The organism is Hoeflea sp. TYP-13 (genome assembly GCF_040932035.1).
In the GTDB taxonomy this organism is placed as follows: domain Bacteria; phylum Pseudomonadota; class Alphaproteobacteria; order Rhizobiales; family Rhizobiaceae; genus Hoeflea_A.
On sequence record NZ_JBFRBB010000001.1, the window covers coordinates 654619 to 681275 of the forward strand.

General features: G+C 57.3%; 32 protein-coding genes. 21 read left to right on the forward strand and 11 right to left on the reverse strand.

The window, feature by feature from the left end; all coding sequences use genetic code 11:
• Positions 1–70: 70 nt before the first annotated feature.
• From ABVT35_RS02980 to ABVT35_RS03000, 5 genes are all read left to right on the forward strand, one after another.
• Positions 71–1441, forward strand: coding sequence for a formimidoylglutamate deiminase (locus ABVT35_RS02980; protein ID WP_368464789.1), 1371 nt, complete (start codon positions 71–73; stop codon positions 1439–1441).
• Positions 1442–1458: 17 nt separating this feature from the next.
• The gene (locus ABVT35_RS02985; RefSeq protein ID WP_368464790.1) at positions 1459–2166 is read left to right on the forward strand and encodes a UTRA domain-containing protein; all 708 of its coding nucleotides are present in this window, start codon (positions 1459–1461) and stop codon (positions 2164–2166) included.
• Positions 2167–2246: 80 nt separating this feature from the next.
• Positions 2247–3140, forward strand: coding sequence for a LysR substrate-binding domain-containing protein (locus ABVT35_RS02990; protein WP_368464791.1), 894 nt, complete (start codon positions 2247–2249; stop codon positions 3138–3140).
• Positions 3141–3253: 113 nt separating this feature from the next.
• Entirely contained in the window at positions 3254–4414 is a 1161-nt protein-coding gene (locus tag ABVT35_RS02995) for an aromatic ring-hydroxylating dioxygenase subunit alpha (protein WP_368464792.1), read from the forward strand.
• A 17-nt stretch (positions 4415–4431) separates the two neighbouring features.
• Complete coding sequence (locus ABVT35_RS03000; protein ID WP_368464793.1) at positions 4432–4659, forward strand: hypothetical protein; 228 nt, start codon at positions 4432–4434, stop codon at positions 4657–4659.
• A 12-nt stretch (positions 4660–4671) separates the two neighbouring features.
• Here the strand turns inward: ABVT35_RS03000 and ABVT35_RS03005 are convergent, their stop codons facing one another.
• The 6 genes from ABVT35_RS03005 to hemP form a co-directional block, all read right to left on the reverse strand.
• Complete coding sequence (locus tag ABVT35_RS03005; protein ID WP_368464794.1) at positions 4672–5343, reverse strand: GntR family transcriptional regulator; 672 nt, start codon at positions 5341–5343, stop codon at positions 4672–4674.
• Positions 5344–5506: 163 nt separating this feature from the next.
• Entirely contained in the window at positions 5507–6295 is a 789-nt protein-coding gene (locus tag ABVT35_RS03010; protein ID WP_368464795.1) for a heme ABC transporter ATP-binding protein, read from the reverse strand.
• 16 nt (positions 6296–6311) lie between these two features.
• Positions 6312–7415 carry a FecCD family ABC transporter permease gene (locus ABVT35_RS03015; protein ID WP_368466261.1) on the reverse strand — a complete coding sequence of 368 codons (1104 nt, stop codon included), beginning with the start codon at positions 7413–7415 and terminating at the stop codon, positions 6312–6314.
• Positions 7416–7420: 5 nt separating this feature from the next.
• Entirely contained in the window at positions 7421–8281 is an 861-nt protein-coding gene (locus tag ABVT35_RS03020) for a hemin ABC transporter substrate-binding protein (protein ID WP_368464796.1), read from the reverse strand.
• Between the two features lie 29 nt (positions 8282–8310).
• Positions 8311–9390, reverse strand: coding sequence for a hemin-degrading factor (locus tag ABVT35_RS03025; protein ID WP_368464797.1), 1080 nt, complete (start codon positions 9388–9390; stop codon positions 8311–8313).
• Positions 9391–9398: 8 nt separating this feature from the next.
• Positions 9399–9584: a hemin uptake protein HemP gene (hemP, locus tag ABVT35_RS03030; protein WP_368464798.1), complete on the reverse strand. Its 186-nt coding sequence runs from the start codon at positions 9582–9584 to the stop codon at positions 9399–9401.
• Positions 9585–9812: 228 nt separating this feature from the next.
• On the opposite strand from hemP, the gene ABVT35_RS03035 reads away from it, so the two are divergent.
• From ABVT35_RS03035 to ABVT35_RS03070, 8 genes are all read left to right on the forward strand, one after another.
• Positions 9813–11900 (forward strand): TonB-dependent receptor, encoded by a 2088-nt coding sequence (locus ABVT35_RS03035; protein ID WP_368464799.1) that lies wholly within the window; start codon positions 9813–9815, stop codon positions 11898–11900.
• A 118-nt stretch (positions 11901–12018) separates the two neighbouring features.
• Positions 12019–12459, forward strand: coding sequence for a hypothetical protein (locus tag ABVT35_RS03040; RefSeq protein WP_368464800.1), 441 nt, complete (start codon positions 12019–12021; stop codon positions 12457–12459).
• A 21-nt stretch (positions 12460–12480) separates the two neighbouring features.
• The gene (locus tag ABVT35_RS03045) at positions 12481–13185 is read left to right on the forward strand and encodes a MotA/TolQ/ExbB proton channel family protein (RefSeq protein ID WP_368464801.1); all 705 of its coding nucleotides are present in this window, start codon (positions 12481–12483) and stop codon (positions 13183–13185) included.
• Positions 13175–13564: a biopolymer transporter ExbD gene (locus tag ABVT35_RS03050; RefSeq protein WP_368464802.1), complete on the forward strand. Its 390-nt coding sequence runs from the start codon at positions 13175–13177 to the stop codon at positions 13562–13564. The genes ABVT35_RS03045 and ABVT35_RS03050 overlap by 11 nt, the downstream gene beginning before the upstream one ends.
• Positions 13561–13989, forward strand: a complete 429-nt coding sequence (locus tag ABVT35_RS03055) for an ExbD/TolR family protein (RefSeq protein ID WP_368464803.1) — start codon at positions 13561–13563, stop codon at positions 13987–13989. Before ABVT35_RS03050 ends, ABVT35_RS03055 begins: the two co-directional genes overlap by 4 nt.
• Positions 13986–14924, forward strand: a complete 939-nt coding sequence (locus ABVT35_RS03060; RefSeq protein WP_368464804.1) for a cell envelope integrity protein TolA — start codon at positions 13986–13988, stop codon at positions 14922–14924. The genes ABVT35_RS03055 and ABVT35_RS03060 overlap by 4 nt, the downstream gene beginning before the upstream one ends.
• Positions 14925–15079: 155 nt before the next feature.
• Positions 15080–15385 (forward strand): hypothetical protein, encoded by a 306-nt coding sequence (locus ABVT35_RS03065; RefSeq protein ID WP_368464805.1) that lies wholly within the window; start codon positions 15080–15082, stop codon positions 15383–15385.
• 142 nt (positions 15386–15527) lie between these two features.
• The gene (locus ABVT35_RS03070) at positions 15528–15860 is read left to right on the forward strand and encodes a GYD domain-containing protein (protein WP_368464806.1); all 333 of its coding nucleotides are present in this window, start codon (positions 15528–15530) and stop codon (positions 15858–15860) included.
• A gap of 72 nt (positions 15861–15932) precedes the next feature.
• Here the strand turns inward: ABVT35_RS03070 and ABVT35_RS03075 are convergent, their stop codons facing one another.
• The 4 genes from ABVT35_RS03075 to ABVT35_RS03090 all read right to left on the reverse strand — a co-directional run bounded on the left by ABVT35_RS03075 (position 15933) and on the right by ABVT35_RS03090 (position 19750).
• Positions 15933–16502 carry a carboxymuconolactone decarboxylase family protein gene (locus ABVT35_RS03075; RefSeq protein ID WP_368464807.1) on the reverse strand — a complete coding sequence of 190 codons (570 nt, stop codon included), beginning with the start codon at positions 16500–16502 and terminating at the stop codon, positions 15933–15935.
• A 47-nt stretch (positions 16503–16549) separates the two neighbouring features.
• Positions 16550–17137: a TetR/AcrR family transcriptional regulator gene (locus ABVT35_RS03080; protein WP_368464808.1), complete on the reverse strand. Its 588-nt coding sequence runs from the start codon at positions 17135–17137 to the stop codon at positions 16550–16552.
• Between the two features lie 497 nt (positions 17138–17634).
• Complete coding sequence (locus ABVT35_RS03085) at positions 17635–18888, reverse strand: Shedu anti-phage system protein SduA domain-containing protein (RefSeq protein WP_368464809.1); 1254 nt, start codon at positions 18886–18888, stop codon at positions 17635–17637.
• A 277-nt stretch (positions 18889–19165) separates the two neighbouring features.
• Positions 19166–19750 (reverse strand): hypothetical protein, encoded by a 585-nt coding sequence (locus ABVT35_RS03090; RefSeq protein ID WP_368464810.1) that lies wholly within the window; start codon positions 19748–19750, stop codon positions 19166–19168.
• 405 nt (positions 19751–20155) lie between these two features.
• On the opposite strand from ABVT35_RS03090, the gene ABVT35_RS03095 reads away from it, so the two are divergent.
• The gene (locus ABVT35_RS03095; protein ID WP_368464811.1) at positions 20156–20467 is read left to right on the forward strand and encodes a (2Fe-2S)-binding protein; all 312 of its coding nucleotides are present in this window, start codon (positions 20156–20158) and stop codon (positions 20465–20467) included.
• Positions 20433–20918 (forward strand): bacterioferritin, encoded by a 486-nt coding sequence (gene bfr, locus ABVT35_RS03100; RefSeq protein ID WP_368464812.1) that lies wholly within the window; start codon positions 20433–20435, stop codon positions 20916–20918. Before ABVT35_RS03095 ends, bfr begins: the two co-directional genes overlap by 35 nt.
• A 77-nt stretch (positions 20919–20995) precedes the next feature.
• Here bfr and ABVT35_RS03105 read toward each other — a convergent pair whose 3' ends face one another.
• On the reverse strand, positions 20996–21385 hold the full coding sequence (locus ABVT35_RS03105) for a YciI family protein (RefSeq protein WP_368464813.1): 390 nt from the start codon (positions 21383–21385) through the stop codon (positions 20996–20998).
• Between the two features lie 90 nt (positions 21386–21475).
• Between ABVT35_RS03105 and ABVT35_RS03110 the strand changes: the two genes are divergently transcribed.
• From ABVT35_RS03110 to ABVT35_RS03135, 6 genes are read left to right on the forward strand one after another with little or no spacing between them, the layout of a single operon-like run.
• Positions 21476–22360 (forward strand): fumarylacetoacetate hydrolase family protein, encoded by an 885-nt coding sequence (locus ABVT35_RS03110; protein ID WP_368464814.1) that lies wholly within the window; start codon positions 21476–21478, stop codon positions 22358–22360.
• On the forward strand, positions 22357–23037 hold the full coding sequence (locus ABVT35_RS03115) for a malonic semialdehyde reductase (RefSeq protein WP_368464815.1): 681 nt from the start codon (positions 22357–22359) through the stop codon (positions 23035–23037). Before ABVT35_RS03110 ends, ABVT35_RS03115 begins: the two co-directional genes overlap by 4 nt.
• Before the next feature lie 10 nt (positions 23038–23047).
• Entirely contained in the window at positions 23048–23506 is a 459-nt protein-coding gene (locus tag ABVT35_RS03120; RefSeq protein ID WP_368464816.1) for an OsmC family protein, read from the forward strand.
• Positions 23507–23561: 55 nt separating this feature from the next.
• Positions 23562–24653: a C4-dicarboxylate TRAP transporter substrate-binding protein gene (locus ABVT35_RS03125; RefSeq protein ID WP_368464817.1), complete on the forward strand. Its 1092-nt coding sequence runs from the start codon at positions 23562–23564 to the stop codon at positions 24651–24653.
• An 18-nt stretch (positions 24654–24671) separates the two neighbouring features.
• The gene (locus tag ABVT35_RS03130; RefSeq protein WP_368464818.1) at positions 24672–25343 is read left to right on the forward strand and encodes a TRAP transporter small permease; all 672 of its coding nucleotides are present in this window, start codon (positions 24672–24674) and stop codon (positions 25341–25343) included.
• Positions 25343–26656, forward strand: a complete 1314-nt coding sequence (locus ABVT35_RS03135; RefSeq protein WP_368464819.1) for a TRAP transporter large permease — start codon at positions 25343–25345, stop codon at positions 26654–26656. Before ABVT35_RS03130 ends, ABVT35_RS03135 begins: the two co-directional genes overlap by 1 nt.
• Position 26657: the final 1 nt, after the last annotated feature.

Consider the following 26657-nt stretch of genomic DNA (forward strand, 5'->3'; position numbering starts at 1 on the left):
TTCGGCTTTCGCTTGCAATCGTGATTATGTATATTCATAATAAAATTATGTCAACGATATTGGAACGACTATGACCACGCTTTTTGCCGAACGCGCCCTGCTCCCCGAGGGATGGGCCAGCAATGTCCGCATCGTTGTCGATGACACTGGTCACATCGCCAGTGTATCCAAAGATAGCGCAGCCGAGGCGCAGGACGAAAAGCTCGGCGCAAAGTTCCTGTTGCCGGCACCGTCGAACCTGCACAGCCATGCCTTTCAGCGCGCCATGGCAGGCATGACGGAATACCGTTCGGCCCGTCACGACGACTTCTGGAGCTGGCGCACATTGATGTACCGCTTCCTTGACGTTCTGACGCCTGATCAGATCGAGGCCATTGCAGCACTGGTCTATGTCGAGATGCAGGAAGCTGGTTACGCGGCTGTTGGCGAATTCCACTATGTCCATCACCGTCCGGGCGGTGGAACCTATGACAATATTGCAGAACTTTCAGAGCGCATTTTTGCGGCGGTGAAGGAAACCGGGATCGGCCTTACGCACCTGCCGGTTCTTTACACCTATGGCGGCGCGGACAAACAGCCGCTCAAGGGCGGCCAGCAGCGTTTCGGCTGCGATCTTGAACGGTTCGTGAAACTGCACGAGGCTGCGCGTGCCGGATTACGCAATCTCCACACAGACAGCGCCATGGGTGTCGCGCCCCATTCCTTGCGCGCCACCGATCCGGAACAGCTCAAGGAAATAGAAAACCTGTTTGCCGACGGACCGGTTCACATCCACGCCGCTGAGCAAGTGCGCGAAGTCGAGGATGTGGAAGCCTGGCTTGGTGCGCGCCCGGTCGAATGGCTGCTGGACAATGCCGGCGTCAATCAGCGCTGGTGTCTCATCCATGCAACGCAGATGAACGCGGCGGAAACCAGCGGCCTGGCGAAATCGGGAGCGGTCGCCGGACTTTGCCCGATCACCGAGGCCAATCTCGGCGATGGCATCTTCAATGCACAGGCCTTTTTTGCCGATGGCGGGCATTTTGGCGTCGGCTCGGACTCCAACATCCGCATTTCGCTGGCGGAGGAACTGCGTCAGCTGGAATACAGCCAGCGTCTGAAACACAAGGCACGCAATGTCCTGGCGAGCAGCGCGTCAACCGGCGAAAATCTATATATGAAAGCAGCTATCGGCAGCGCCCGTGCGCTCGGGCGCAACAGCGGTGTGATCGAAAAAGGCCGACTGGCCGACATTGTCGCGATCGACGCCGGTGATATGGCGTTTTGCGGGTTGAAGGAATACCAGTTGCTGGACGGGTGGATCTTTGCCGCTGACGATGGGGTTGTCAGCGATGTCTGGTCCGCGGGGCGACACTGCGTGAAAAATGGGCATCATATAAAGCGCGATTCGGTGGAACGCTGGTATCGCAAGGTGCTTGGCGAACTGATGGATCAGATCTGACCGGAAGACGACTGACGATGCGCTCCTACAAGGACATTCACAACATTCTGCTGGACCGCATCAAGAGCGGCGAATGGCAGCCCGGTGCCCTTGTTCCCGCCGAAGCCGACCTTGCCCGGGAGTTCGGCTGTACGCGTGTCACCGTCAACCGCGCCATGCAGGCGCTGGCCGATTCCGGCCTGCTTGAGCGCCGCCGCAAGGCCGGCACGCGCGTTGTCCAGCGCATGACACGCGACGCCGTATTCCAGATTCCTATTGTTCGTCACGAGATCGAGCAGCGCGGCGGCAACTACAAATATCTGCTGATCAACCGCGAGGAAGTGACGCCGCCTCAAAAGGTGAAAGCGGAAATGAAGCTTTCGGGTGACGAAGCCGTCCTGCACGTGCTCAGCCTGCATTTTGCCGATGGCGAGCCTTACCAGCTTGAGGATCGCTGGATCGACATCAACACCGTTCCGCAGGCCCGCAACGAGCCGTTCGACACGCTCAGCCCGAATGAGTGGCTGCTGCGCGAAATTCCCTACACCAATGCGGAGCATGTATTCCGCGCCGCCCAGCCTCTCGCCGGGGAACAGGAGCAGCTCGGCCTTTCTGAGAACGAGCCGGTCTTCATAATCGAACGCACCACCTGGCTTTCCGATCAGGCCGTGACCCATGTGCGGCTGGTGCATCCGGCAAACAGTTTCCGGCTGGTGACCCGCGACCAGCACGGCGGGGCAATCTGAACATATAGCGTCGCACTTTTGCATTGACGCAGCCCGGCGAAATCAGCAACCTGACCGCTTCCACGCATGCGGGGGACATTGTGAGCAAACGCTATTACGGGCTGCCTTCGCTGACGACGCTCGCCGTATTCGAGGCCTCGGCGCGCCATTTGAGTTTCAAGCAGGCCGCCGCCGAACTCAACGTGACGCCGGGTGCGGTCAGTCATCAGATAAAAGCGTTGGAAACCGAGATCGGCACGGTGCTTTTCAAGCGGGTTCATCGCGGTGTAGAACTCACGGAAGCAGGAGGGGAGCTCTACGCAGTCCTCGCCAGCTCATTCAGCCAGACGGCATCGGTTCTTGAGAAAATCGGCTCGGGTTCGGACAGTCCGACGATCACGATCGGCACGTCCACTGCCGTTGCAAGCCTTTGGCTGATGCCGAGGATCGGGAGGCTGTGGCAGGCACATCCCGAATTGCGCATCAACCACCGGGTCTCCGATCGGCTCTTCGATCTCGACCGTTCCGACGTGGATCTGGTCGTGCGCTATGGAAATGGAAACTGGGAAGGCGAAACGGCGGTTGAGCTGTTCACGGACACGGTCGGGCCGGTATGCAGTCCCGAATTTGCCAGAACACACACCGTCCGAAATCGTCCGGACCTTCTGACTCTGCCTCTGTTGCAGCTGGAAGCGGTCGATACCGGCTGGATGAGCTGGCGTGAATGGTTTGCGCTGGGCGGCGTTGATGTTCAGCGCATCGGTGGACCGAAATTCAACAACTACAGCATTGCCCTGCAAGCGGCGGAAGAAGGCGCCGGCGTCGTCCTTGGATGGACCCGGTTGATCAGCTCCTATCTTTCCACCGGCCGGCTCGTACAGTTCGGTGATCTTTGCATTCCCGCCCCCGGCGCGTTTTACCTGACTTGGAATAGCCGCAAAACGCCCGATGCCCCGGTTGCGCTGGTCCGCGACTGGCTGGTGGAAGCCGCCTGACGCAATTTCACTTGAATTGAGCTCACCTTGGAGCGAAACTAATCCGAATTGAAAACCCCCATCGCTTTGCGCCATGAATTTTCGATTGGAACTACCGCGGCAGGGAGGATGCGATGCGCTCGGTTCAACAGGCAAAACTCGACAAGGTCATGCGTCCGGTCGGCGGCGCGCAAGGGCTTCCCAACGAATATTATGTCGACCGCGATCTGTTCGGCAGTGAGAAATCGGCCGTGTTCTTTCGAAACTGGGCGGCGCTCGGCTTTGCCAAGGATGTTGCGGAACCGGGCGATGCCCAGCCGGTGGACTTTCTCGGACAGCCTCTGCTAATCGTCCACGGCCGTGACGGCAAAACGCGGGTCTTCCAGAATACCTGCCGCCATCGCGGCATGATCCTGGTGGAGGAAAAAACCCGGCTGCGCGGTGCCATACGGTGTCCGTATCATTCCTGGTGCTACGACCACGATGGTGCGCTCAAGACGACGCCGCATGTCGGTGGCCCGGGCAACAACGTCCATGACGATGTCGATCGCAGCACGCTCGGGCTCGTTGAAATCCGTTCCCACATTTGGCGCGACATCATATTCGTCAATCTGTCGGGCGATGCACCGGCATTTGACGACTATGCAGCGGACATTAAGGCCCGCTGGGCCGAATTCGAGCAGCCGCTGTATCATTCCGGCAGCGACAGCTCCATACGGCTCGAACTCGACAGCAACTGGAAACTGGCTGTCGAGAACTATTGCGAAAGCTACCATCTGCCCTGGGTGCATCCGGGGCTCAACAGCTACTCGCGCCTGGAAGATCACTACCATATCGAAGAGCCCGGCCATTACTCGGGGCAGGGCACGCTCGTCTATCGGCCGATGATCAACGAAAGCGGAGACCGGTTTTCAGATTTTGCCGGACTGGGCGAGAAATGGGACGCCGGCGCCGAATATATTGCGCTGTTCCCCAACGTGCTTTTGGGCGTTCACCGCGATCATGCCTTTGCCATCATCCTGCAGCCGGTGACGCATGAAAAGACTGTCGAGCTTGTCGAGATCTACTACGCGTCTGAGGAAATCATCAGCAAAAAATGGGCTGATATGCGGGCTGCCAATACGGCGCTTTGGAAGACGGTTTTTGAGGAAGACATTTTTGTCGTCGAGGGCATGCAAAAGGGGCGCCACGGTGCAAAGTTCGACGGCGGCAGGTTCTCGCCGGTCATGGACAGCCCGACGCATCTGTTCCACCACTGGGTCGCAAGCCAGTTTGTCGATGCGGACGAGCACTGAATAACAGGTGGATAGCCGTGGACCGCGATGACCTGGATGCCGCGTTGATTGCCGCCCACCGCGAAGAAAATGGCCGCAGGATTGCAGAGCTTTATCTCGAGGCCGGCGAACTGGCTGAACAGGCCGGTGATACAGAACAGGCCTGTTTCTATTTGGTGCACGCCTATGTCTTTGCGCTGCAGGAGGGCATGGAACTGGCTTCTGACCTTCACGCGCGTCTTAAGGCGCTCGGCCGGGAAATCTGAAAATCGTAGGTCTCACAGCCCGATGGTAAGGCTTGCCGGGGTGATTTCCGGTTCGATGAATTCCCGCGACAGTGCCCAGTGTTCATAGACAAGGGCTTCCGAGCGGTCTTCGTCGCGATTGCGGATGGCTTCCACCATTTCGTGATGCTGGCTGCTGGCCCTGATCAGCATCGTCTTGAGCGCCGGATCGTCAGCGCGGTAGAAGGTTTGGGAAATCCGCGCGTGGTCAATCAGCAGCCGGTTATGGCTCGGCAACAGAAACTCATTATCGGCCAGGATGCCGATCAGCTGGTGAAATCGGTTGTTGTGAAGCGACAGTTCGTCGGTAGAGCCGGCATCCAGAGCCTCGTCGAAATGGAGTGCGGATTGTGCGAGTTCTTCTATCTGCTCGTATGTTGCATTGCGTGCAGCCAGCCTTCCGGTCGCGGCATAGATCATCGGTGCGGCAAGGAAAAAATCCCGCAGGGTCTTGTGCGAAAGCGGTGATACGCATGCGCCCCGGTTGCTCTCGATAGACAGATAACCTTCGCCGGAAAGATGCCGGAACACATCGCGCAGGGGCGTACGGGAAATTCCGTATTCCTGGCTCAACTGGGTTTCGTCGAGGTCGGCTCCCGGCTCAAGTTCCAGTGTCAATATGCGTCTCTTGAGGTCTTGATAGAGCTCTAACTTACCGTTTTTCAAATTAAAATCCGAGCTATACTTTTTTTGAAACCACGAACTGTCCGCTTGCGGTCTATCCCTAAAAGCATAGATAAAAGGCCATTGTGCCCAAGAAGGCAACCTTGGTGAATTCATCACTGGCGTTGATGATTCAACGCAAAGCCGCGGTATCAGCAAAAACGGATTACATCGCCGATTGCGGCAAAACAAATGCGCCATTACCGGACGGTACGGCGCCGACACGCAGATTGCATTCAAAGACGCTTTGCAAAAGCCGGTTCTCGATCACGTCGCGTGGTGCGCCAAAACCCCTGCATTGGCCGCGCTGCATGACCAGCACCCGGTCCGAGTACATGGCCGTAAGATTGAGATCATGCAGGACCGCAAGCACGCCGCCACCGCGCCGTGCATAGTCCCGCGCTATGTCCATAATTGTTAGCTGGTGGCGGATATCGAGACTGGAAATCGGTTCATCCAGAAAAAGGTAGCGTGGCACATCGTCGATTTGCGGATCCCAGACCTGGCACAGCACCCGGGCCAGCTGCACCCGCTGTTGTTCGCCGCCCGACAGTTCCTGATAGAAACGGCCGGCAAATCCGCAAAGGTCGACCCTGTTCAGCGCTTCCTCGACGAGGTCCGTTGCCCGTGCGCCCGGTATACCGGAACGCCCGGTGGTCAGGCCGAAGCGGACCACTTCGCGAACGGTGAAGGGAAAGGCAAGGTTCGAACTCTGTGGCAGAACGGCCCGCATTGTTGCCATTTCCCAGACCTGCAGATCCCGAATTTGCCGCCCGTGCAGACGAATGGAGCCGGTATAGGAAAGGTCGCCCGAAACGGCTCTGAGCAGTGTCGTCTTGCCGCTGCCGTTGGGGCCGATAATCGTCGTGATTTCCCCTGGCGCGGCATAGAAACTCGCATCGGTGACGATCTGCTTTGCGCCGATGCGGATCGCTGCCTCGTTTATCTCAATCACGCGAAGCTCCCGTCGGTTAGAGATCCAGCACGCCGCGGCGGCTGAGCAGGATCCACAGGAAGAACGGAGCGCCGACAACCGCGGTGATGATGCCGATGGGAAGCTCGGCAGGCGCAACGATTGTGCGCGCCAAGGCATCGGCCGCAAGAAGAAGGCTTGCGCCGAGCAGTGCGGACGCCGGCAGGAGGTAGCGGTGATCCGGGCCGATCAGAAGACGCAGGAGATGCGGCACGACTATGCCGACAAAACCGATACCGCCGCTGACCGCCACTGCTGCTCCGGTTGCCGCAGCTACAACGACAATGGCCGTCGCCTTGAAGCGCTGAACGGGCAGGCCCATGTGCCGCGCCGTCGCTTCACCCAGCGTCATGGCGTTGAGCCCGCCTGCGAGCAAAGGGCCTGCAAGAAGTGCAAGCAGGATGATCGGGCCTGCTGCCAGCACCTTGCTCCAGGTGGCGCCCGCGATGGAGCCCATTCCCCAGAAGGTGAGGTCACGAAGCTGCTGATCATCGGCCACATAGACAAGAATACCGGTCGCCGCTCCTGCGAGCGCCGCAAGCGCAATGCCAGCAAGCAGCATTGTCGCGACCGAGGTGCGGCCGTGCCGCGTTGAAACCCGGTACAAAAGAAAGGTTGTGACAAGCCCGCCGAAAAAAGCGGCCAGTGGCAGGGCGTATATGCCGAGATGGACGGTGAGGGGCCCCAACGCAGTCGAACCGAGCACGATCATCAGTACCGCTCCCAGGCCCGCGCCCGATGAAACACCGACAATGCCGGGGTCGGCAAGCGGATTGCGAAAGAGGCCCTGCATGGTCGCGCCGCACACGGCAAGGCTGGCGCCGATCAAAACGCCGAGTACCATGCGCGGAAACCGGATATCGTGAATGATGATGCTGTCCCGGGCGCTCAATTCGGCGTCACTGCCCGATAGTTGTGCCAGCCATGTCCTGATGACGGCGGCAACGGAAGCATCGGACGCGCCTGTTGCAAGGCTGAGAATAGCCGTGCCGGCAAGCACGAATACCAGGACCACAATGGAAAGGCGTGCCCGATGCGAACGGTCGCCCTCGGCCCGGTTGTTTCGCAAGGCCGGTGCGTCGGCAGTCACCGTATGCTGCATCATTGTCATTGGGTATCGCCGTTGAACGCGATTGAAAGGTCGCGAATGGCTTCAGCCGTGCGTGGTCCGAAGCCGAGTAGATACTGACCACCCATCTGCACAATGGCGCGGTTTTCTGCGGCGGGCGTGGCGGCGAGTGCCGGGTGCGCAAAAACCGTTTCTTCGTCGAGCGGATGATTGCCCGTGCGTGTCATCATCAGGATGATATCGGGCGCGGCGGCAATCACCGCTTCATCGGTAATCTGCTTGTAGCCGTCGATGTTCGATACGGCATTTTCCCCGCCGGCCATTTCGATGATCGCCGCGGCACCAGTCCGGGCGCCCGCGGCCATGACGCGTCCGCCGTTCAGGCTGAGGACAAAGAGCACGCGCTTGGCGTCGGCCTTTTTTGCGGCCAGCTTCTGTGCTGTGCGGACATCGTCTTCGACCCTTGCGGCAAGCGCCGCGGCCTTGCCATCGACGCCAAGCGCGCCGCCGACAGCCCTGATCTTGGCCACAATACCGGCCCTGTCATAGCTTTCAGGAATAGTGACGACCGGAACGCTCGCTTTCTTGAGCACTTCGAATGCCTCTGGCGGTCCTGAACCTTCAAGCGCAAGAATCATATCGGGATTGATTGACAGGACGCCCTCCGGCGAGAGCGCGCGGATATAACCGACATCGGGCAGTTTGGTTGCCTCGGCGGGAAAGACGCTTGTCGTGTCGCGCGCAATCAACCGGTCTTCTTCACCGAGCGCATAGACGATTTCCGTCACCGAGCCGCCGATGGCGACAATGTTTTTGGCGTCGCTTTCCGCATGAGCGATTTCCGCAGTCCCCAGGATAGCCAGGAAACAGGCGGCGCGTGCGATCGATGGGGTGATCATTGCAAATTCCTCAATGCTTCAATGCACGTTCACGCGGCGACATGGCCGGGCAGCTTCGGCAGGTTCTCCATCAAAAGCCGCCAATCCGGGCGTTCATCAGTGCCCTCCTGGCGCTTGCCGAAGAACTGGATGATCAGTTTCTTGTTGCTGTCATAGGCTTCCAGTGAGGTGACGTGGCCATCCCGGTTCGGCTTGCGCACGGCCCACAATTCAGCGATGTGATCGAGACGCAGATGCAGGTGAAACTTCGGATCGAGGATATTGATCCATGGCCCCATCGGTTTGATTTCCCTGACCGGGCCCGTATGGATCTGGATCACGCCGGTGCTGCCGACGAAACACATGATCGGGATTTCCTCGCCGACAGCGAGATTGAGCATCGCAACAAGCGCACTGTCGTCGAGCCGCCAGGCAAATTCATCGTCTATAGCGCTGATCGCCTGATGGCGCGTCAGGCCGAACTTGCGCAGGATGCCGACGAATTGGTGAACGTCGGTCATGGCGGCCCATTTGTCGCGCATGTCCGACACGCCTTCCTCGCTGAGTGTAGTGTCGGCCTCTGCTTCAGCCTTTTTGTTTTCGACTGAGATATTGTCACACTGGTTTTCGCTTCGAAGAGCCGCGACGAGCTGTTCATAGGCGGCAACGTCGGAAGATGGCCGCAGATGGATCTTGTGCACGGCCTCGCCACTGGCATCGAAGAACTGCAGACTGCGGTTGACACTCTCGCCGTCGCGTTTTTCGACGGCAAATCCGTGCACCCAGTTCTTGTGGAAGATACGCAGGTCGATATCTTCGCCAAGCACAATTGCCCCGCGCTCGCTCGTGTGGACCTTGTCATATACGCCGATCTTTTCATGGACCGCGCTGTCGTTGCGGGTCAGCGCCATAACCTCACCCAGGGCTTCAAGGCCATTGAGCACATCATTGACCCGGGGCTCGATGCGGGTCGCCGAAATACCACAACAGGCGGCGACATATTCAGCCTCCGAAATGCCGAGCATGACGGCCAGCTCGCGCTCGCGCATCTTTGGATTTTCCTCGCGCGCTGTGCGAATGGATTGTGCGTTAATCGACAATGGAACAACTGGGGTCGAGTGATCGTTCATGCCACTTCCTACTTGTTCAAAATGAGTTTGCCCTGACGGGTGATTTTCAGCCTGTAGAGTGCGCCGTGGTGATCAATTCCCAGCTCCTTTGCGCCATTGAAGAGGTCCTGGCTCTTCAGGGTTTTGACAGCGTCCTCCTTGGCTTTGGCGCGCGCGGGAGCAGCGGATTTATTTCCGGGCGATTGTTCCGACACGGGAATTTACCTTTCTTTGTCAAAAACTTGCCTGATCCTAATTTGCAGCCGGAGCAGTGGAAAAAGGTGCGTTTATTAACTTGACATCAATTATCATATTTATTAGTGAGTGCAATACCGGATAATAATTGTCAAGTTTTATTGAGCAGTTTTTCCGGCAAATATCCACACATTAGCCAGCAAGCATTTCGGCCAGCCAGCTCTGATGAAATAAACGGAGAAAAGAAGATGGGTTTGGTTGGCTGCAGGGCGGCGCTTTTGTTGGGAGGCGCTGCATTTATCCTGTCAACCGGCATGCAGGGGGTACGGGCGCAGGACGCCACCGATCAGACGGGAGAGCAGGTTGTCAATCAGGACGAAAAGAAGGGCCGGGTGACGGCTCTCGACCGCCTCGTTGTTGGTGCAGGTGTTGACAAGGTGGCAATCGACACGCCCCAGTCCGTCACTGTCATCGACCAATCGGAAATCGACAGCGACCAGGCGACGGAAATCACCGATCTGGTCAAGAACGTTGCCGGCGTCAACGCGACGGGTGGTGCCAGCGCCTTCGGACAAGGTTTCAATGTGCGTGGTATCGGCGGATCGGAGACCGCCGGTGAAGAAGGGCGCATCATCATCAATGTCGACGGCGTCAACAAATATTTCGAGCAGTACCGCATGGGCGGCCTGTTCACCGACCCTGAACTTTACAAGCAGGTGGAAATCCTGCGCGGACCGGCATCCTCCACCCTTTACGGATCGGGCGCTCTTGGCGGGGTCATCAACTTCACCACAAAGGACGCATCCGATTTTCTGACCGGCGATTTGAACACTGTCCTGCGCATCAAGGGATCCTACGCGACCAACAGCGACAGTGCGCTGGGCGCGTCCATTCTGGCGCACCGTTTCAATGACAATGCCGAAATATTGCTTGCGGGCAACTACCGCACGGGCGGCAATTATACGACTGGAGACGGCACCGAGGTCACCGGTCTCGAGCTCGATTCACCCAACGGCCTTGCCAAGGGCACATTCACCTTCGGCGAGAATATGGAGCAGCAGATACGGCTGTCCTACCAGCAATACACCGCAACGGCCACCGATCAGGAGTTCAATCAGATCAACGGCGGTTCGTCCTCTTTCGGTGATCTGGACAAGCGCGTCGTAACGGATAAGACGGCCATCATTGCCTATCAGAATGAAGCCTCGGACAATCCCTGGCTGGATCTCAACATTCAGACGTCCTATTCCGACACCTACAACGAACAGACGCAAGATGGCGGCTCGTCCTTCTACAACTCCGATTACGGCTACGAAACCTACCAGTTCAACGTCGACAACACGTTCGAGCACATCGGCGACAATTTTGAGAATTTTCTGACTATCGGCAACCAGACGGCCTACCAGAAGCGCACGAGGGACGGGTCGGATTCCTCCAGCCACGCCGAAGGCACGGATTTCCAGAGCGGCTTTTTTGTGCAGAACGAATTCATCTGGGATGAAAGACTGACGATCATCACCGGAACGAGGCTCGATTATCAGAACCTTTCGCCGCAGGAAAATTCGGTCATCCCTGCGGGCACGCCAGACAAGGACCACATTGGATTTTCGCCCAAGATCGCGGCGCTCTATAAAATCACCGACGATTTTGCCGTCTTTGGCTCCATTGCCCATACCGAGAGACTGCCGACGCTCGACGAGGTTTATGACAGCAGCGGCGGCAACACAGGTTTCCATCTCGACCTCGAGCCTGAGAAATCCAACAATTACGAGATCGGATTTGCCGCTTCCGCCTATGACCTGATTTCCGATGGCGATGCCCTGCAGTTCAAAACGACGGGATTCTACAACGATGTCACGAACCTGATCGAGAGCAATTTCGGCAGCATCCCGCGCTATACGAATGTCGGCAATGCCGAGATCTATGGCGTCGAGATCGAACTGTTCTACGATTCCGATCCGTTTTACCTGAATGCCGGATACTCTCATGTGCGTGGCAAGAACAAGGACACGGGCGGCTATCTGAACACCGTGGCGCCGGATGAACTGGCGCTGACGGTCGGCCATAAAATGCCCGAAAAGGGCATCGATTTCGGTTGGACAAGCCGCATCGTTGCGGCGCAGAACCAGACCGATACGCGCGCGACCACAGCCGCGTTCGATGTCCACGATGTGTTCATTAACTGGATTCCGGTCGACGGGATGCTGGTCGGCTGGGAGGCCCGTTTCCGCGTCGACAATATCTTCAATGAGCAGTTCCAGGAATATCTGGAAGGCTATCCGGCGGAGGGCAGAAGCTTCAAATTCACGCTTGCCCGTCAGTTCGGCTGGTCCTGATTTGAGGACCCTCAAGCGCGCCATATGTGCCTTGTTGCGCGGCGGTCACGCATCGCCGCGCCTTTGGCCGAAATGCAATCCGATGTGGCGGTGCGGACTGAACGGGGGAATGGGAATTATGAAAGACGCTATGGCCGCCCTGATGATTTCCATTGTTGCTGCGGGCACATTGCCTCCCGGTTCCGTCAGAGCTCAAATCACAGATTCGGAACCGAAACTATATTTGGAACTTAACAATCTTTCCGTTAGCGAAACAGGTTGTCTCGCGACTTTTTTGATTAAGAACAATTTTGACAGTTCCCTTGAAAAGGGCGCGTTCGAAATCGTTCTTTTCGATAAGAGCAAGAAAATAAACCGGCTAATGATTTTGGATTTTAGCCCGCTAACGACCGGCAAGACGCAGGTACGGCAATTCGATTTGGCGGCCACGCGCTGCGACGGAATCGGGCGTGTTCTGATCAACGACAGCGCGTCTTGCGAAGGCGGCGACCTCCCGGATCATGCCTGTCTCACCCGTCTTGAAACACGGACCAGGCAGCAGATCGAATTCGGCAGCTAAAGAGCACAAAGGACGATAGCAATGGAAAATCTGTTTTCGACGACCGCTTCCCTCGTGAAGCTCGGCGGGCCGGTCGTCGCCATTCTTCTCGGGCTTTCAGTCATAGCGCTGGCGGTCATCCTGCTGAAACTCGCGCAGTTCCTCTACCAGCGCGTCGGCAGACGCGATCGTGTCCACAAGGCGTTATTGTTGTGGGCACACGGAAGCACGGCCGAAGCGCTTTCGGTATTGGAGACCGACCGCTCCGCCGTGGCCGAGGTGATGGCGGTCGCCATGCGCCTCGGGTCAGACAGATTTGTACCCAAGGACGTCATAGAAGAGGAGGCTGGACGGGTTGCTCTTGCGCGCCTCTACGGTCTCCAGCGCGGCTTTCGCGCACTCGACGCCATTGTGCAGATCGCGCCCCTGCTGGGTTTGTTCGGAACGGTTCTCGGCATGATCGAGGCCTTCCAGACCCTGCAGAGCGCCGGCAATGCCGTTGATCCGTCTGTTCTTGCCGGCGGCATCTGGGTGGCGCTGCTGACAACGGCGGCCGGGCTTGCCGTCGCCATGCCCGTCTCGCTGGTTCTGACCTGGTTCGAGAGCCGCATAGAAAACGAGCGGGTTGCGATCGAGACGATGACGACAAAGCTGATGTCCCAGCAGCACATCCTGTCGCTGGGCTTGGAAGAAGAGCCCCGGCAGCGGGTCGTCAGCCTGGCGGAGCGCCTGAGCCATGCACATTGACAAGACCCTGAAAGGGCGTCGCAGGTTGTCACTGACCTCGCTCATCGACGTTATCTTTCTGCTTTTGCTCTTTTTCATGCTTTCATCGACCTTCACCCGGTTTGCCGAAGTTGATATTGCAGCCGGCCGCGCCGGGCAAACGGCGGCGATCGCGAAACTTCCCGACATTTTCATCCGGCTGGGTGCCGAGGGGGCCTGGAAAGTCAACGGCGCCGCAATGACCGCTGACGCGGCGATGGACGAGCTTATCCGATTGGAGTTGTCGGGTGCTGCAACTGCGGTGCTTGTCGTGCGTCCGGACGTGTCGTCGCAAATGCTGGTCGACGCGCTTGAGCGCATCGGCAAGAGCGGCAAGCTGAGCGTTTCGGTGGCCGGATGATGAGACTTCAACGCCCGGCTCCGAAACCGCGCGCGGAAAACACAATCGCGCTCATCAACATCGTTTTCCTGATGCTGATCTTCTTCCTGATTGCCGGCACGCTGGCGCCGCCAATGGACAGCGATGTGGAGCTTATCCGCGCGGCGGACGCCCGGGCGGTTGAGCCGCCGCGGGCGCTGTTCGTAACCGAGGCGGGCATTTTAAGATATCAGGGGGAAAGCACCACGCCGGAGGCCTATCTGGTACGTCTTTTTGCGGACGCGGATGAAGCCCCGGCAGAACCGACCACAGCAAAAGACGGTCCGGTCGTCAAACTGGCTGCCGATGGGCGGTTGCCGGCAACCCGGCTTATCGAGGTTATCGGCCGGCTGAAATCCGCCGGCGCCGGCAAGATAACCGTGATCACTGAAAGGAAGGCCGAGTGACCTTGCGTATGTGGCAATTCTGTCTGGCGCTTGTCGTGTCGCTTACCATCCACGGCGCCGTCGATATGTGGCTGAGCACCGCCGAGGAGCCGATACGCGAAGCCGGCGTCGCCAATGCGCAGATCGCCATTGTCGGAAATGAAATGGCCGACATGATCGCCGACGGCGAGGACATCGATCACGTCGCGCCGCAAATAGTCGAGGCCGTTGAAGCCGTCCGCACGCCCGTTGTCAGGCCGGCGGCCGCGTCCGAAGTGAAGGCTGGGGTGGTGATGGAGCAGGCAAAGGCTGCGGCTCTGCCGGTCATCGCAGCAGCCACGACGGAGGTTCATAAACCGGTAAAGGCACAGCGGGCGACGGATTCAAAGGCCGAGACCGCCCAGAAGGCAGAAGCCATTCCGGCACAAAAGGTTGAGCAAAAATGGCGCGAAGAGATCAAACCGGTCGAAACGGCGGCCATCGTCAAGGCGTTGGAGCCCAAGATTGAGCCGCCGAAAAAGAAACAGGCCCGGAAAAAAGGCAGGAAGGGGCGCAGCAGCCAAAGCGCCAAGAAAGGACGTGCCGATGGCGGCACGTCCGGCGCGGAGAAAACCGCCGGCACCAAAAAGAAACGTGGCAACAAGGGTGCGGCCGGCAATGCCGCTGTCTCGAACTATCCGGGCAAGGTCAGGCGCAAGCTGCGCCGCGCGCTGCGCTATCCCAAGAAGGCGCGCTCGGCAAAACTGAGCGGCACGGCGCTGGTGCGCTTCAGCGTCAGCGCCGGCGGCGGCGTGACCGTTTCAGGCATTGCCCGCAGCTCCGGCTCGCCCATTCTGGATTCCGCCGCGCTCGCCGCGGTCAAAAGGGCCGCGCCGTTTCCGAAAATACCGGCGGCCGCTGGGCGCAAGAGCTGGACGTTTACCGTCCCGCTGCAATTCACCCCGAAATTTCGATGACAAGGACAAGGTGATCCATGCACGATGGTTTCCGTACGTTGGCAATCGACGCCGGACTGGCTGAAAAACAGTTCACCGCACCCGCGACGCAAGTTCCCTCGGTGAATTTACGCAGGGACTTTTGTCACAGCGTCGCAACGGCAAGGAGCAACAGGTTGCCGCTGCTGGCGGGCAAAACGTTGCTTTATGTCACAGGCGGTGACCTGCCGGAAGGTCTGATCGATATCGCCGATTGGTTCGGCGCGACGCTGGACGTGGCTGCGTCCTGCGATGGCCTCCGCACGGCACCCGATTGCGTTCTGTGTCCGCTTCATATGCTCAACGGAAAAGACCGCGCCGCGCTGCGTCGCCGTTGCAAGAGCGCGGGCACGCCTTTGATGGCGCTGCGCAGCCCGAGCAGGGCGTGCTTTCGCCACGCCGTGATGAAATTTGCCGACGGGCTTTCCGCCGGAGCCACGTGAACCAAGGCCGGATCTGCGCATCCACCAGGCTCCCGTCGAGGGGTGTTTTCTGGTACAATGGCGGGTTTGTTGGTGCAGTAACGTTCCATAATCCGAATGCCGGCCGCTCACCAGCCGGTCGGCCGATAAAAGGAGGATGAACATGCCCCTCTACATGTATCAGGCTGCCTATACTGCCGAATCCTGGGCCGCCCAGATCAAAAATCCGCAAAACCGCGTAGAAACTGTCGGACGCCAGGCTTGCGAAGCCGTCGGCGGCAGGCTGATCGGCGGATGGCTTTGCTTCGGCGACTACGATCTGATGATCGTCGCCGATGTGCCCGATGACGAAGCCATGGCGGCTCTTTCGCTCGCGGTTGGCTCCGGCGGTGCCATCAAGTCCAGCAAGACGACCGTGCTGCTCTCAGGCGATCAGGGCGTGACAGCGCTCCAAAAGGCTCAGGCCGTGGCTGAAGTCTATACGCCCGCACGATAAGCGGTGCTGCAATTAGGGATACTCATTCGAGCGGGCGCGGATAAAACCGCGTCCGCTTCTGCTTGCCGGGTGCTAGTGGGCAATGTGAAGGATCGGCTTCACGCCGTCGAACATCGGTTCGAGTTCGACACCGAGCGCGTCGCCGAATTTCGACACCGCGATATAGATCGTGATCACGAAAACCGCGTCGACGATCTGCGGCTCGCTCCAGTGTGCGTGCAGCCGCTCCCAAAGCTCTTCGGAAACATGGTTTGCATCGATGCCGATCTGCACGGTGAGATCCAGCAGCGCTTTCTCGCCCTCGGTAAAAAGCGGGCTGGTCTTGTATGTGTCGCCGTCAAGCGCGGCGATCTTGTCGTCTTCGATGCCGAGCATGTTTGAGACCCGCTCGTGCTGGACGACGCAATACTGGCAATCATTGCGTTGTGTGGCTTTCAGGATCAGCAGTTCCTTGGTCTTCCAGTCAATCACGCCGTCCTTCAGGATCGCCATGATCATATCGGTAAAGACCTTGCCGTATTCCGGCTGGTGGCCGAACACCTTGAAGATATTCAGCAGCGCCTGGAAGCGCTCTTCCGCCTGGTCGTAGAACGCCAGCGTCGTTGCGTCCGCCTGGTCCCTTTCCACATAGGAAACGCTCATTGTCTTCCTCCTTGTTTTGAACGATCGTTCCAAACTGGCCAAATTTTTTATTCCAGCATCGTCCTGGCCTGGGACGTGATGGCGTCGATGGCTTGTCTCCGGGGCTTCGACCGGGTCAGTACCCTGAGCCCGAGAAAAAGGCCGAGCAGCGCCTGCGCCGCCGGCCGGGCGTCGATGGTTTTATTCACAGTGCCGTCGCGCTGGGCGGCTTCGATATTGTCGAAGAAAAAATCCTCCACCTGGCGCAGGGCGGCGTCGACAAAGTCGCGCACCTCTTCATCGTGCGGTGAAAGCTCCAGCGCCGTATTGACGAGCAGGCATCCCGCCGGACTGCCGTCGCTGCCGGTGCCGCGGGCCGCGCTTTCGAAGGCGGCGAGAATTGCTTCCCTTGGTGAATTCTCCTCGCCGATACGGGTCAGGAATTCGGCCCGGTGCACCCGGTCGTAGTGGCGCAACGCCTCGATGAAGAGCCGGTGTTTGTTGGTGTAGGCCGCATAGATACTGCCGCGGTTGATACCGGTCGCCGCGACCAGGTCGCTCATCGACGTCGCCTCGTAGCCGCGCGTCCAGAACGCCCGCATCGCACGCTCGAGCACATCGGCATCACTATAGGATTTTTCCCACGGCATAGGCATTCCTCTGCCGCCAGTATAGGTGTCTGGAACGATCGGTCAAACAATTGTGGCTATTTTGTGCAGAATGCCGGCGCCGGGTCAGCGCGCGCGCCTGAAAAACATGAATCAGGATCCGCGCAAACGCGGCGATCCGTTTGAATTGATTCTTTATTCGAACATCGCGTTTTCAATCCGATTTTAAATCGGCATAGATGGAACCGATTTGAACGCCTGAATTTAACACGGCCGTATCTGCGCAACTTGCGGTCCGCGACGACCGCTCGCGACGGCATCACCTGAAATTGCCGTTACACCATGCAGAGCCTGTCACAATGCGTTATCGACCAGCTGCTTTTCCAGGGTGTTTTGTTGAAGTTTGAGGCACCAAAATTGAGTATCGTGCCTGCGCAAACAAGCGCACAGGCGAAGTTAGAAAAGTGCCGGTGGGTGTGGCTGGGGCTGGGACCACAATCCGGGTAAATCAGAAGACAAAAAACCGCCAATACCATGGACCAGCGTCACATATCGTCAATACTTTGAATCAAGTTATCCAGTGTAGAAATCAGGTCATCATAGGTATAAAAGGCGAAACCGTCATTTGGCCGCATGCGCAGCTTCCGCAGATGTCCAGCATCATGCCCCGAGTCTCGACCGGCAATCACTACGCCACGGATTTTGTTAACGTGATCGTTTTGTAGCCCCATTCCTTCAAGAATAGCAATGCGGTGGATTTCAATTTCATTTAGCCAATCCCCGACTTGGTCAAAAGCGTGGGTAAGTCCACTTGTTCTGTGACCATCTTGCTTTAATAACCGAAGTCCCGGTCTTTCAATTTCCACCAGATTAAGATCATTGTTTGTATCCAAAATCCCGAAATCAGCTTTGAATTTTGTACCAATCGACGGTTTTGGTATGATTTTCGTTGCGCTGTATGTGTAAAGTAGAATTGTATTTTCTTTTATGAATTTCTGAACCTCTTCCTCCCTTGGGCTCTGTTCCAAAAGCTCGACAAAATTGTACCTTATATTCTCAAGCACCGACTTCTTGTACAGCGGTTCAACCGAAAGATTGGCCGAACTGGTTTGGCGGCGTCCAAGTACCGAGCTGAATCCCATCTTCAGATAGACTAGAGGCATCTCGGTGGCACCGCATCCGCATTTCCAACTGTCATCAAGTTCAGGACTCCAGATCCAACCCTCGGTTTCGAGTTTGGGGATTCTTTCTAAGCCGTAATAGGATTTGTGCTCGTCTCTACAGACCGTGCAATTGATAACAATACGCGCAGATTTGCAGGCTCCAGGATCACTCTGAATGGCTGAAATACGTTCAGGTGTCAGGTGAGGCGGTTCAATAAAGACGGCTTCAAAGGTGCCAATCTGCTTTTTTTCACCATTGCATTCTTGAAAAACAAAAAAAGTTGCGGGACGTTTGATAACAGCAGTGGAGATGTCTAAGCGTGCAAACCACGGCTGCCATATTAGTCCTTCGGTACCAGTCTCCTGCTGCTGTTTGGCTGATTGGTTTAGCTCAATTGAAGCTTTGTAATCGAGCTTGAGCAACTCCTCACCGTCAGCATACTCGATGCGCAAGGTTGATGCCTCCGAAGCAGCATCCAGGGGAAACGCAATTGCCAGGTAAAAACCATACAACGACATTGGGAATATATGCGTTGGCAAAATCGGCGACAGATCAAGTACATTCCATCGATTTAATCGAATGTCGTGTTCTGCGCGTTTGCAGAGGCCCAAAAAAACTGTGTTTCGCTTGGTCATACCGCAATTCTTTCAGTTTGTATCTCTTGTCGTAAATGCATGACCAGTGTGGAGCAAAATACCAGGCGAGGTACAAGGAATTTGTCTAACTCGATCGTTGTAAAATCCTCCCGAAATGAATTCCAAGCTTTTTCTGCAATTCTGGAAATTCCGTCTCCCGTTCGGCGTACTAAAGCGGGTATACACACACACCATTCCACGAGCTTCCGTGGAGGTCTTCAATCTGAAGCACATTGCGGCGGATAAGAGAGTCGAATGGTCGATACGGCCAAGTTGATTACTGGCCGCTCTTGTCGGACTGCCCATCAATGAATTTGCGAGCCCGATCGATGTTAGGGAACCATTGTTCGCCGACGTAGTTTCCATGGTTTGTTTTGTATATTTCGACGCCTTTGTATTCTTCTTCCACGAGTGCGTCAGCTGGACGGCCTGAGTTTTTGCGCTTATCGCTAGCCCAATCCGCTGAAGAACTTTGAGATTTTTTTGTCGGCGGCTTTGCTTGTCCGGAAATGGGGGAGGTAGTTGAGTTATGTCTATTTGTTGCCGCTGACCTTCTGGTCAACTCAAGGATCATTCGGGTCATCGACGCCGTGTCAACAGTGGCCCGCTGCACTTGAGCCCAAGCAACACCGGCGAAACCGCCGTACGCTATAATCATCCCTGGAATCGCTGAAACCAAGCGTGCAAGGAATGGGACGTGGCTGCGCGATCCGAATCCACTTGACATCATGCCAAATACGCCACCAGACGCAAAACCAACAAGTGCCAATATCAATCCAAGAACCGCAACAACCCAGGCAATTAATTCCACAAAGCCAAGCAATGACCTCGCAGTGGTATATTCTCTTTCTGCTGAAAACATTATTTCCGTCCTAATCTGATCTACCTATCTCAATAATTGGGCCCTTTCATAGTGAAACTCTTGCAACCATCCGTTGTCAAATTCGCCAAATTTTCGACCTGCCGGAATTCGCCACACAGCGGCGCTTGCGAGTTTCGACGCCTGCGCTACGTCCCATTTGATCTTGCGCACAACCCGACTGTAAAATCTTGAAACAGCCCGTGGTCGGAAGATCAGCCGATACTGAACCCCGCCTTTTGGCTGATCCCGTTGGAATCACTGTGAAATCAGTTTAGAATAATTCTAAAGGTATGTTTTCATTGATTAATTCTGATTTTTTATTTGACTTTTTGAGTCAGAATAATCATTTTCGCGTTTCGTAAGACACTGCCTTGTCGGATGGCGGCTCGTATGCGGTAGGACAAAATGATCACCTGTCAATGCAACATCATCACCGAAGCTGAAATCGAAGAGACCATTGTCTCCATGCTCGATGAGGACCGCTGGCAGCTGATCGTTCCCGCGAAGGTCTATCACGCGCTGGAAAAGCGCGGAAAATGCTGCCGCTGTTTCCCGAATGTCGTGGATATCATCATCCGCACCACGGATGCCTATCATGCGCGCTTTGACACGCCCGACGCCGATATGATTTCCTACCGGGCGAAACTGATTGAATTGCGCAACCAATACGCGGGGGGTCTCCATGAAGGGCAACGCAAAGGTAATAGAGCGGCTTAACGAGGCGCTGTTTCTGGAACTCGGAGCCGTCAATCAGTACTGGTTGCATTACCGGCTTCTTGATGATTGGGGCTTTACCAAGCTTGCCAAGAAGGAAAAGGAAGAGTCCATCGAGGAGATGAACCACGCCGACAAGCTGATCGAGCGCATCATCTTCCTGGAAGGACATCCCAATCTGCAGACCGTCGCCCCGTTGCGCATAGGCCAGAACGTCAAGGAAGTCCTCGAAGCCGATCTTGCCGGCGAGTACGACGCCCGCACCTCCTATATCAAATCCCGCGAGATCTGCCGCGAGGAGGGCGACTATGTCACGATGGGCCTGTTCGAGGAACTGACGGCGGACGAGGAAGGTCACATCGATTTTCTCGAAACCCAGCTCGATCTTTTGAAGACCATCGGCGAGAAGCAGTACGGTCTGCTCAATGCCGGTTCGGCCGACGACGCCGAATAATCCGGACAGCAAGGGCAGGGCGCTCATCGGGGCGCTGGCTGTCCGGGTCAAGCAGAAATATCCCATTTACGGATTGTTCAGTTTTCGAGCAGCGGCTTGAGTTCTTCGGGAATGTGCCCTTCATTGATGAGCCAGCGGCGCATCGTGTAGTTGCGGCCGCCCTCGGCATGCATCGGATCGGCATCGGCAAGTGCCCGTGCCTCTTCCTCCGTTGCCGCCCGGTAGATCATCATGCCTTCCCCCAGCATATTGTCGCCGCTCTCGTCTGAAACCGGGCCGGCAAATACCAGCTTGTGCTGATCCTGGAGGCTGACCTGATAGGCAAGGTGGCGGGGCAGGATTTCCTTGACCCGTTCGGGCGGAGCGACCGGTTTGCTGCGTACCATGAAGAACTCGGCCGCCAGCGATCCGCGCGCGCGCGCTTCATCCACGTATTCACTCCATTTGGGCATTGTGTCATCCTTCATCGAACTTCTGATCCTTGTTAAAAAAATATCGATATAATTTGACAAAGCAAGAAATTATTGATTATTTCAATCTGAGCAAGGAGGATTGAGATGCGTTTTATGGTCGCCCGCGACGGGCAGGATACGGCACTCTATGTTGTTGACGGCGAAAACGCCTACCGCGTCACGGGACAGAACGGCTTTGGCGGAACTGATCTTGCCGCGGTCATAGCCGCTGACAAAGCGCAGATTGAAGCTGCCGTTGACGCTGCCGGAAAGCACGCACCGGTGCCGGTTGCCTCGCTCAGCCCGGCGCTGCCGTTCAACCGGTTCGGCAAGATCCTCTGTCTCGGTCTGAACTATGTCGATCACGTCAAGGAGGGTGGTTACGAAATTCCGACCTACCCGGCTATGTTTGTTCGTATGCCCAGCTCCATGATGGCCGCCGATGCCCCGATGGTGAAACCGGACTGTTCCGACAGGCTCGACTATGAGGTCGAACTGATGATCGTCATGGGAAAGGGAGGGCGCCATATAAAGGAAGAGGACGCGCTGGACCATGTCTTCGGCTACACGGTCTTTAATGATGGCTCCGTGCGTGATTACCAGCGAAAAACGCATCAGTGGACGCCCGGCAAGAATTTCGACGATACCGGCGCCCTCGGCCCGATTGTGGTGACCGCGGATGAATTGCCCGCCGGCGCCGCCGGGCTCAACATCCAGTCCCGGCTGAACGGCAATGTCATGCAGGATTCGAACACGTCGGACATGATGTGGCCTGTGGCAAAGACCATTGCCACGGTTTCCGAATTCACGACGCTCGAGCCGGGCGACCTCATTGCCATGGGCACGCCGCCGGGCGTCGGTCACGCGCGCACGCCTCCGGTCTTCATGTTCCCGGGCGATGTCGTCGAAGTCGAAATCGAGAATATATGCACGTGCCGCAGTCCGATTATAAGCGAGAAGGACGCGGCCAATGGTGAGGCCGCCGCATGACAAAACCCGCTCAAAAAGCTCCGACGGGCGAACAGCTGGAAGCGTTGAGGAGCCAGGCGCAGGGCCATGTCCGCGAGCTTCGCCAGCGCATCAAGCGGCTTGGCGAGGATGAAATCAAACTCATCCTTTCGGGCGCGCGGTCCCATTATGCCTGGACGGACCGCCCGGTAACCGAAGAAACGCTCCGCGAGATCTATGACATCGTCAAGATGGGCGCGACCAGCATGAACAGCTCGCCCGCGCGCTTTGTATTCGTGCGCAGTCCCGAGGGGCGGGAAAAGCTGGCGAAATCGCTGAAACCGGCCAATGTCGCCAAGATGGCATCGGCGCCGGTTACCGTCATCATCGCCCATGACCTGGAGTTCTGGCGCGAACTGCCGTTCCTGTTCCCGCACGAGGACCGTCGTCCGCATTTCGAGGGCAAGCCGGAACACGCTGCCGACACGGCTTTTCGCAACGCCACGCTGCAGGGCGCTTATCTGATGATTGCAGCCCGCGCGCTCGGTCTCGATGTCGGCGCAATGTCCGGATTTTCCAATGAAATTGTCGACCGGGAGTTCTTTGCCGGCACCACGCTGCGCTCCAATTTCCTGTGCAATCTCGGATATGCCGATGAGAGTGCATTGTTCCACAAGCTGCCGCGTTTCGAATTCGAGGATGTCTGCAGCTTCGCCTGAGGATTGAGTTATGGCCATAAGAATGAAATCCGAAGTGACGTTGAAGGCCCGGGCAGCGTGTCCGAGCCATTCGCGCTCGGATATTGCCATTCGCGACCTGGCCTTTGTCATCGACGAGCCGGTAGAGCGTGGGGGCGGCAATGCCGGCCCGACGCCGACCGATACGGCTCTGGCGGCCTTGATCGGCTGCACCAATGTCATCGGTCATAAATGCGCCGACAAGCTTGGTGTCGACATCGGCCACCTGGATATATCGGCAAATTGCACATTCGACCGGCGTGGTGTCACGCTGGAAGAGGAGATCGATGTTCCGTTCCGCAAGATCGAGCTGTCGGTAATCAGCCACGGCACGGCAACCGATGAGGCGCTGCAGCGCGTGGCCGCGGAAGTGAAAAAATTCTGCCCGCTGTCCAAGCTGTTTACCGCCGCGGGAACGGAGATCGTCGAAGTTTGGCAGGCGGCGCGGTAGCCCCGCTGCCAGAACCCGGTCAGCGGGAGGTTGACCGTCGCAAAGGAGGAAGGAAATGAACAGATTGCTACGCAGGTCATTCTTGGCTGCCGTTGCCGCGATTGGAGCAACCGTTTCGACGGCTGTGGTCCCGGCCGGAGCAACCGAGACGATCAAACTGATCGCAATTGACGGATATCCGGAGCGGTCAATGTGGGTGAAGGAGTTTTCCGGCTTCTTTATTCCTCGCGTCGACGAGGAGCTTGCCCGCACCGGAAACTACAAGATCGACTGGCAGCAGGCCTATGGCGGCCAGATCGTCAAGCCCCGCGGTGTCCTTGAGGGTATCAAGCTGGGTCTCGGCGATATCGGTATCGTGACCACGATCTTCCACAATTCGGCGCTGCCCAGCCAGGCGATCTCGGCTGCGACGCCGATGATCTCGACGGACGCCCGCGTGGTCGCCAAGGCGGTCGATGAAATCGCCAAGGAATATCCGCAGATGCAGGCCGAATTTGCCGCCGAAAATCAGGTCTATCTGGCGACCGGCGTCGTGCTCGACAGCTACCAGATTTTCTCCAAGGAACCGGTCAATTCGCTCGATGACCTGACCGGACTGAAACTGGCGGGCGCGGGCTACAACCTGCGTTACCTGGAAGGGCTGAAGGACGTGGCCGGCGTGCGCGGCGGTCTGCCGAATTTCTACAACATGCTGCAGACCGGCGTGGTTGAAGCGGCCATGTTGTGGCCGGAAGCCGCCATGACCTTCAAAATCTACGAAGTGGCTCCGCATATGCTCAAGGTCGACCTTGGCGCGGTGAACTCGAAAACCGTGACCGTCAACAAGGACGTCTGGGACAAGCTGCCGGACGAGGTCAAGAGCGTGCTGGAATCGGTCGCCATTGAATACCGTGACCGTGTCGCAAGCGTCGCCATGGATCGTGCGGCCTCGTCGCTTGACGCCTTCAAGGAAGCCGGCGGAACCGTGGTTGTTCTTACCGAAGACCAGCGCGCGGCCTGGGCCGACGCCATGCCCAATATTGCAGAAGAATGGGCGGGTTCGCTTGACGTCAAGGGTGCACCCGGAACCGCTATGCTAGGCTCCTATGTCCAGAAGCTGAAAGATGCAGGCTCCGTGCCTGTACGCGACTGGGCGGCAACACACTAGGATCGCGGGCGACCTGTCATGCAAAACGAGAATATGATGTGGCGGGTCGCCCGTAGAACCACCAGAATAGTCAAGTCTGTGGCGATCGGCGCCAACGCGGTCGGAACCCTGATGGTGTTGGTGCTGGTTGTCGTCATGAATATCGATGTCGTTGCCCGCGGTGTGTTCCATGCACCCTTCCTGGGCGTGGTCGAGATCGTCATTTTTTCGATGATCCTGATCGTCTTCCTGCAATTGCCGGATGTTGTCCGGGTCAATCGGCTGACGCGGTCGGACGGATTTCTGGTGCTTATCCGCGACAGTCAGCCGCGCTTTGCGGACGCGCTTTATCGCGTGATTGATTCACTCGCATGTGTGCTGATGGCGGCCATTGCCTATGCCACCTATCCGGCGCTGGTGGAGGCCTTCGAGACCTGCCACTACTTCACCCCGCCTGAATTCGGTCCCAAGCCGACCGGAAATCTCTGGGTGGACTTTATGGATGCGACGGCGCGGTGCCACTATTTCGGCACGCTCGGCGTCTTCACGGTGCCGTGGTGGCCGGCAAATGCCGCCATTACCGCGAGCGCCGGTGTCTGCAGCCTGCTGTTTTTCTTCAAGGTCATATTCGGCCATTTTGACAACAACGGAGCCGCCCCGAATGGAAAAGACGCAGAAGAACTGCGCGACAGCGCTGGGGAGACAAGCTGATGAGTCCCGTTGAAATCGGCGCCATATCCGTTGTTGCCATCGTCGTGCTGATCTATCTCGGCGTTTACATTCCCGTTGCGCTTGCCAGCGTTTCATTTATCACCCTTTGGGTGGTCAGTGACCGGCCGATCCTTGCCATCAATTTCCTGCGCCAGACAATCGGCGACAGCGTCACCGAATACGAGTTCGCAACAATTCCACTTTTTACCTTCATGGGATTGCTGGTCTCGAAAGCGGGGCTCGGCAAGGATGTCTATGAGGTGATGAACCAGGCATTCCGCCGTATTCGCGGCGGCATTGGCATGGCAACGGTCGGCGCCAACGCCGTCTTTGCGGCCGTTACGGGATCGTCCATTGCATCGGCTTCCGTTTTTACCCGGGTTTCCGTACCGGAAATGCTGCGCCTCGATTACAACAAGCGTTTTGCCGTCGGCGTTGTCGCCGGCTCGTCCGTGCTCGGCATGATCATCCCGCCGAGCGCCATGCTGATCATCTATTCCTTTGTCGCGGAGGTTTCGGTCGGCGACATGTTCATTGCCGGCATCATTCCGGGAGTGCTGCTGGCGCTGGCCTATATTGTCGGCATTGCGATTATGGGCAGGATCTCGCCGCGCGCCATTGGCGGCCGCATCGAGGATATTGCGGAAGACGAACTGCTGGGCTGGGGGCAGATCTTTGCCAAGACCGCCCCGATCGTTGCGCTGATCGTCATCGTGCTCGGCGGCATCTACACGGGTTGGCTGACACCGGTCGAAGCCGGAGCGGCAGGCTCGCTCGCAGCCCTCGTCATTGCGCTGTTGCGCCGGCGCATGACGACCGGTTCCTTCTGGGAAGCACTGCTTGAAACCGGGCATATCACCGCCAGCATTCTGTTCCTGATCACCACCGCCTCGTTTTACAGCCGCATGCTCGGTTTTGTTGATCTTCCGAACGAACTGCAGAGCTTTCTGGCGGAGCAGAACCTCAACTTCTTCTGGATCATGGTCGCCTATGTGATCCTGATGCTTTTTCTGGGTACGCTGCTCGATACGGCATCGATCATACTGATCGTCGTGCCGCTGTTCATCGATGTGATCGAGCCGATGGGCATGAGCCTGATCTGGTTCGGCATCGTCACCGTGATCGGCGCGGAAATCGGTCTGTTGACGCCGCCGCTGGGCATATCGTGTTTTGTCATCAAGGCGACGCTCAATGATGACCGCATAACCCTGAAGGACGTGTTTTTGGGCGCCCTGCCATTTGCCGCGATCATGCTGCTCATTCTCATTGTGATCATTCGCTTTCCGACAATTTCCACATACCTATTGAACTGAT

Excerpts from the sequence above, each read along its gene's own strand:
- ABVT35_RS02980 (WP_368464789.1), top strand. The coding sequence starts at position 71 with ATGACCACGCTTTTTGCCGAACGCGCCCTGCTCCCCGAGGGATGGGCC.
- ABVT35_RS02985 (WP_368464790.1), top strand. The coding sequence starts at position 1,459 with ATGCGCTCCTACAAGGACATTCACAACATTCTGCTGGACCGCATCAAG.
- ABVT35_RS02995 (WP_368464792.1), top strand. The coding sequence starts at position 3,254 with ATGCGCTCGGTTCAACAGGCAAAACTCGACAAGGTCATGCGTCCGGTC.
- ABVT35_RS03015 (WP_368466261.1), bottom strand. The coding sequence starts at position 7,415 with ATGCAGCATACGGTGACTGCCGACGCACCGGCCTTGCGAAACAACCGG.
- ABVT35_RS03020 (WP_368464796.1), bottom strand. The coding sequence starts at position 8,281 with ATGATCACCCCATCGATCGCACGCGCCGCCTGTTTCCTGGCTATCCTG.
- ABVT35_RS03025 (WP_368464797.1), bottom strand. The coding sequence starts at position 9,390 with ATGAACGATCACTCGACCCCAGTTGTTCCATTGTCGATTAACGCACAA.
- ABVT35_RS03035 (WP_368464799.1), top strand. The coding sequence starts at position 9,813 with ATGGGTTTGGTTGGCTGCAGGGCGGCGCTTTTGTTGGGAGGCGCTGCA.
- ABVT35_RS03040 (WP_368464800.1), top strand. The coding sequence starts at position 12,019 with ATGAAAGACGCTATGGCCGCCCTGATGATTTCCATTGTTGCTGCGGGC.
- ABVT35_RS03045 (WP_368464801.1), top strand. The coding sequence starts at position 12,481 with ATGGAAAATCTGTTTTCGACGACCGCTTCCCTCGTGAAGCTCGGCGGG.
- ABVT35_RS03050 (WP_368464802.1), top strand. The coding sequence starts at position 13,175 with ATGCACATTGACAAGACCCTGAAAGGGCGTCGCAGGTTGTCACTGACC.
- ABVT35_RS03055 (WP_368464803.1), top strand. The coding sequence starts at position 13,561 with ATGATGAGACTTCAACGCCCGGCTCCGAAACCGCGCGCGGAAAACACA.
- ABVT35_RS03070 (WP_368464806.1), top strand. The coding sequence starts at position 15,528 with ATGCCCCTCTACATGTATCAGGCTGCCTATACTGCCGAATCCTGGGCC.
- ABVT35_RS03075 (WP_368464807.1), bottom strand. The coding sequence starts at position 16,502 with ATGAGCGTTTCCTATGTGGAAAGGGACCAGGCGGACGCAACGACGCTG.
- ABVT35_RS03080 (WP_368464808.1), bottom strand. The coding sequence starts at position 17,137 with ATGCCTATGCCGTGGGAAAAATCCTATAGTGATGCCGATGTGCTCGAG.
- ABVT35_RS03085 (WP_368464809.1), bottom strand. The coding sequence starts at position 18,888 with ATGACCAAGCGAAACACAGTTTTTTTGGGCCTCTGCAAACGCGCAGAA.
- ABVT35_RS03090 (WP_368464810.1), bottom strand. The coding sequence starts at position 19,750 with ATGTTTTCAGCAGAAAGAGAATATACCACTGCGAGGTCATTGCTTGGC.
- ABVT35_RS03095 (WP_368464811.1), top strand. The coding sequence starts at position 20,156 with ATGATCACCTGTCAATGCAACATCATCACCGAAGCTGAAATCGAAGAG.
- bfr (WP_368464812.1), top strand. The coding sequence starts at position 20,433 with ATGAAGGGCAACGCAAAGGTAATAGAGCGGCTTAACGAGGCGCTGTTT.
- ABVT35_RS03105 (WP_368464813.1), bottom strand. The coding sequence starts at position 21,385 with ATGAAGGATGACACAATGCCCAAATGGAGTGAATACGTGGATGAAGCG.
- ABVT35_RS03110 (WP_368464814.1), top strand. The coding sequence starts at position 21,476 with ATGCGTTTTATGGTCGCCCGCGACGGGCAGGATACGGCACTCTATGTT.
- ABVT35_RS03115 (WP_368464815.1), top strand. The coding sequence starts at position 22,357 with ATGACAAAACCCGCTCAAAAAGCTCCGACGGGCGAACAGCTGGAAGCG.
- ABVT35_RS03120 (WP_368464816.1), top strand. The coding sequence starts at position 23,048 with ATGGCCATAAGAATGAAATCCGAAGTGACGTTGAAGGCCCGGGCAGCG.
- ABVT35_RS03125 (WP_368464817.1), top strand. The coding sequence starts at position 23,562 with ATGAACAGATTGCTACGCAGGTCATTCTTGGCTGCCGTTGCCGCGATT.
- ABVT35_RS03130 (WP_368464818.1), top strand. The coding sequence starts at position 24,672 with ATGCAAAACGAGAATATGATGTGGCGGGTCGCCCGTAGAACCACCAGA.
- ABVT35_RS03135 (WP_368464819.1), top strand. The coding sequence starts at position 25,343 with ATGAGTCCCGTTGAAATCGGCGCCATATCCGTTGTTGCCATCGTCGTG.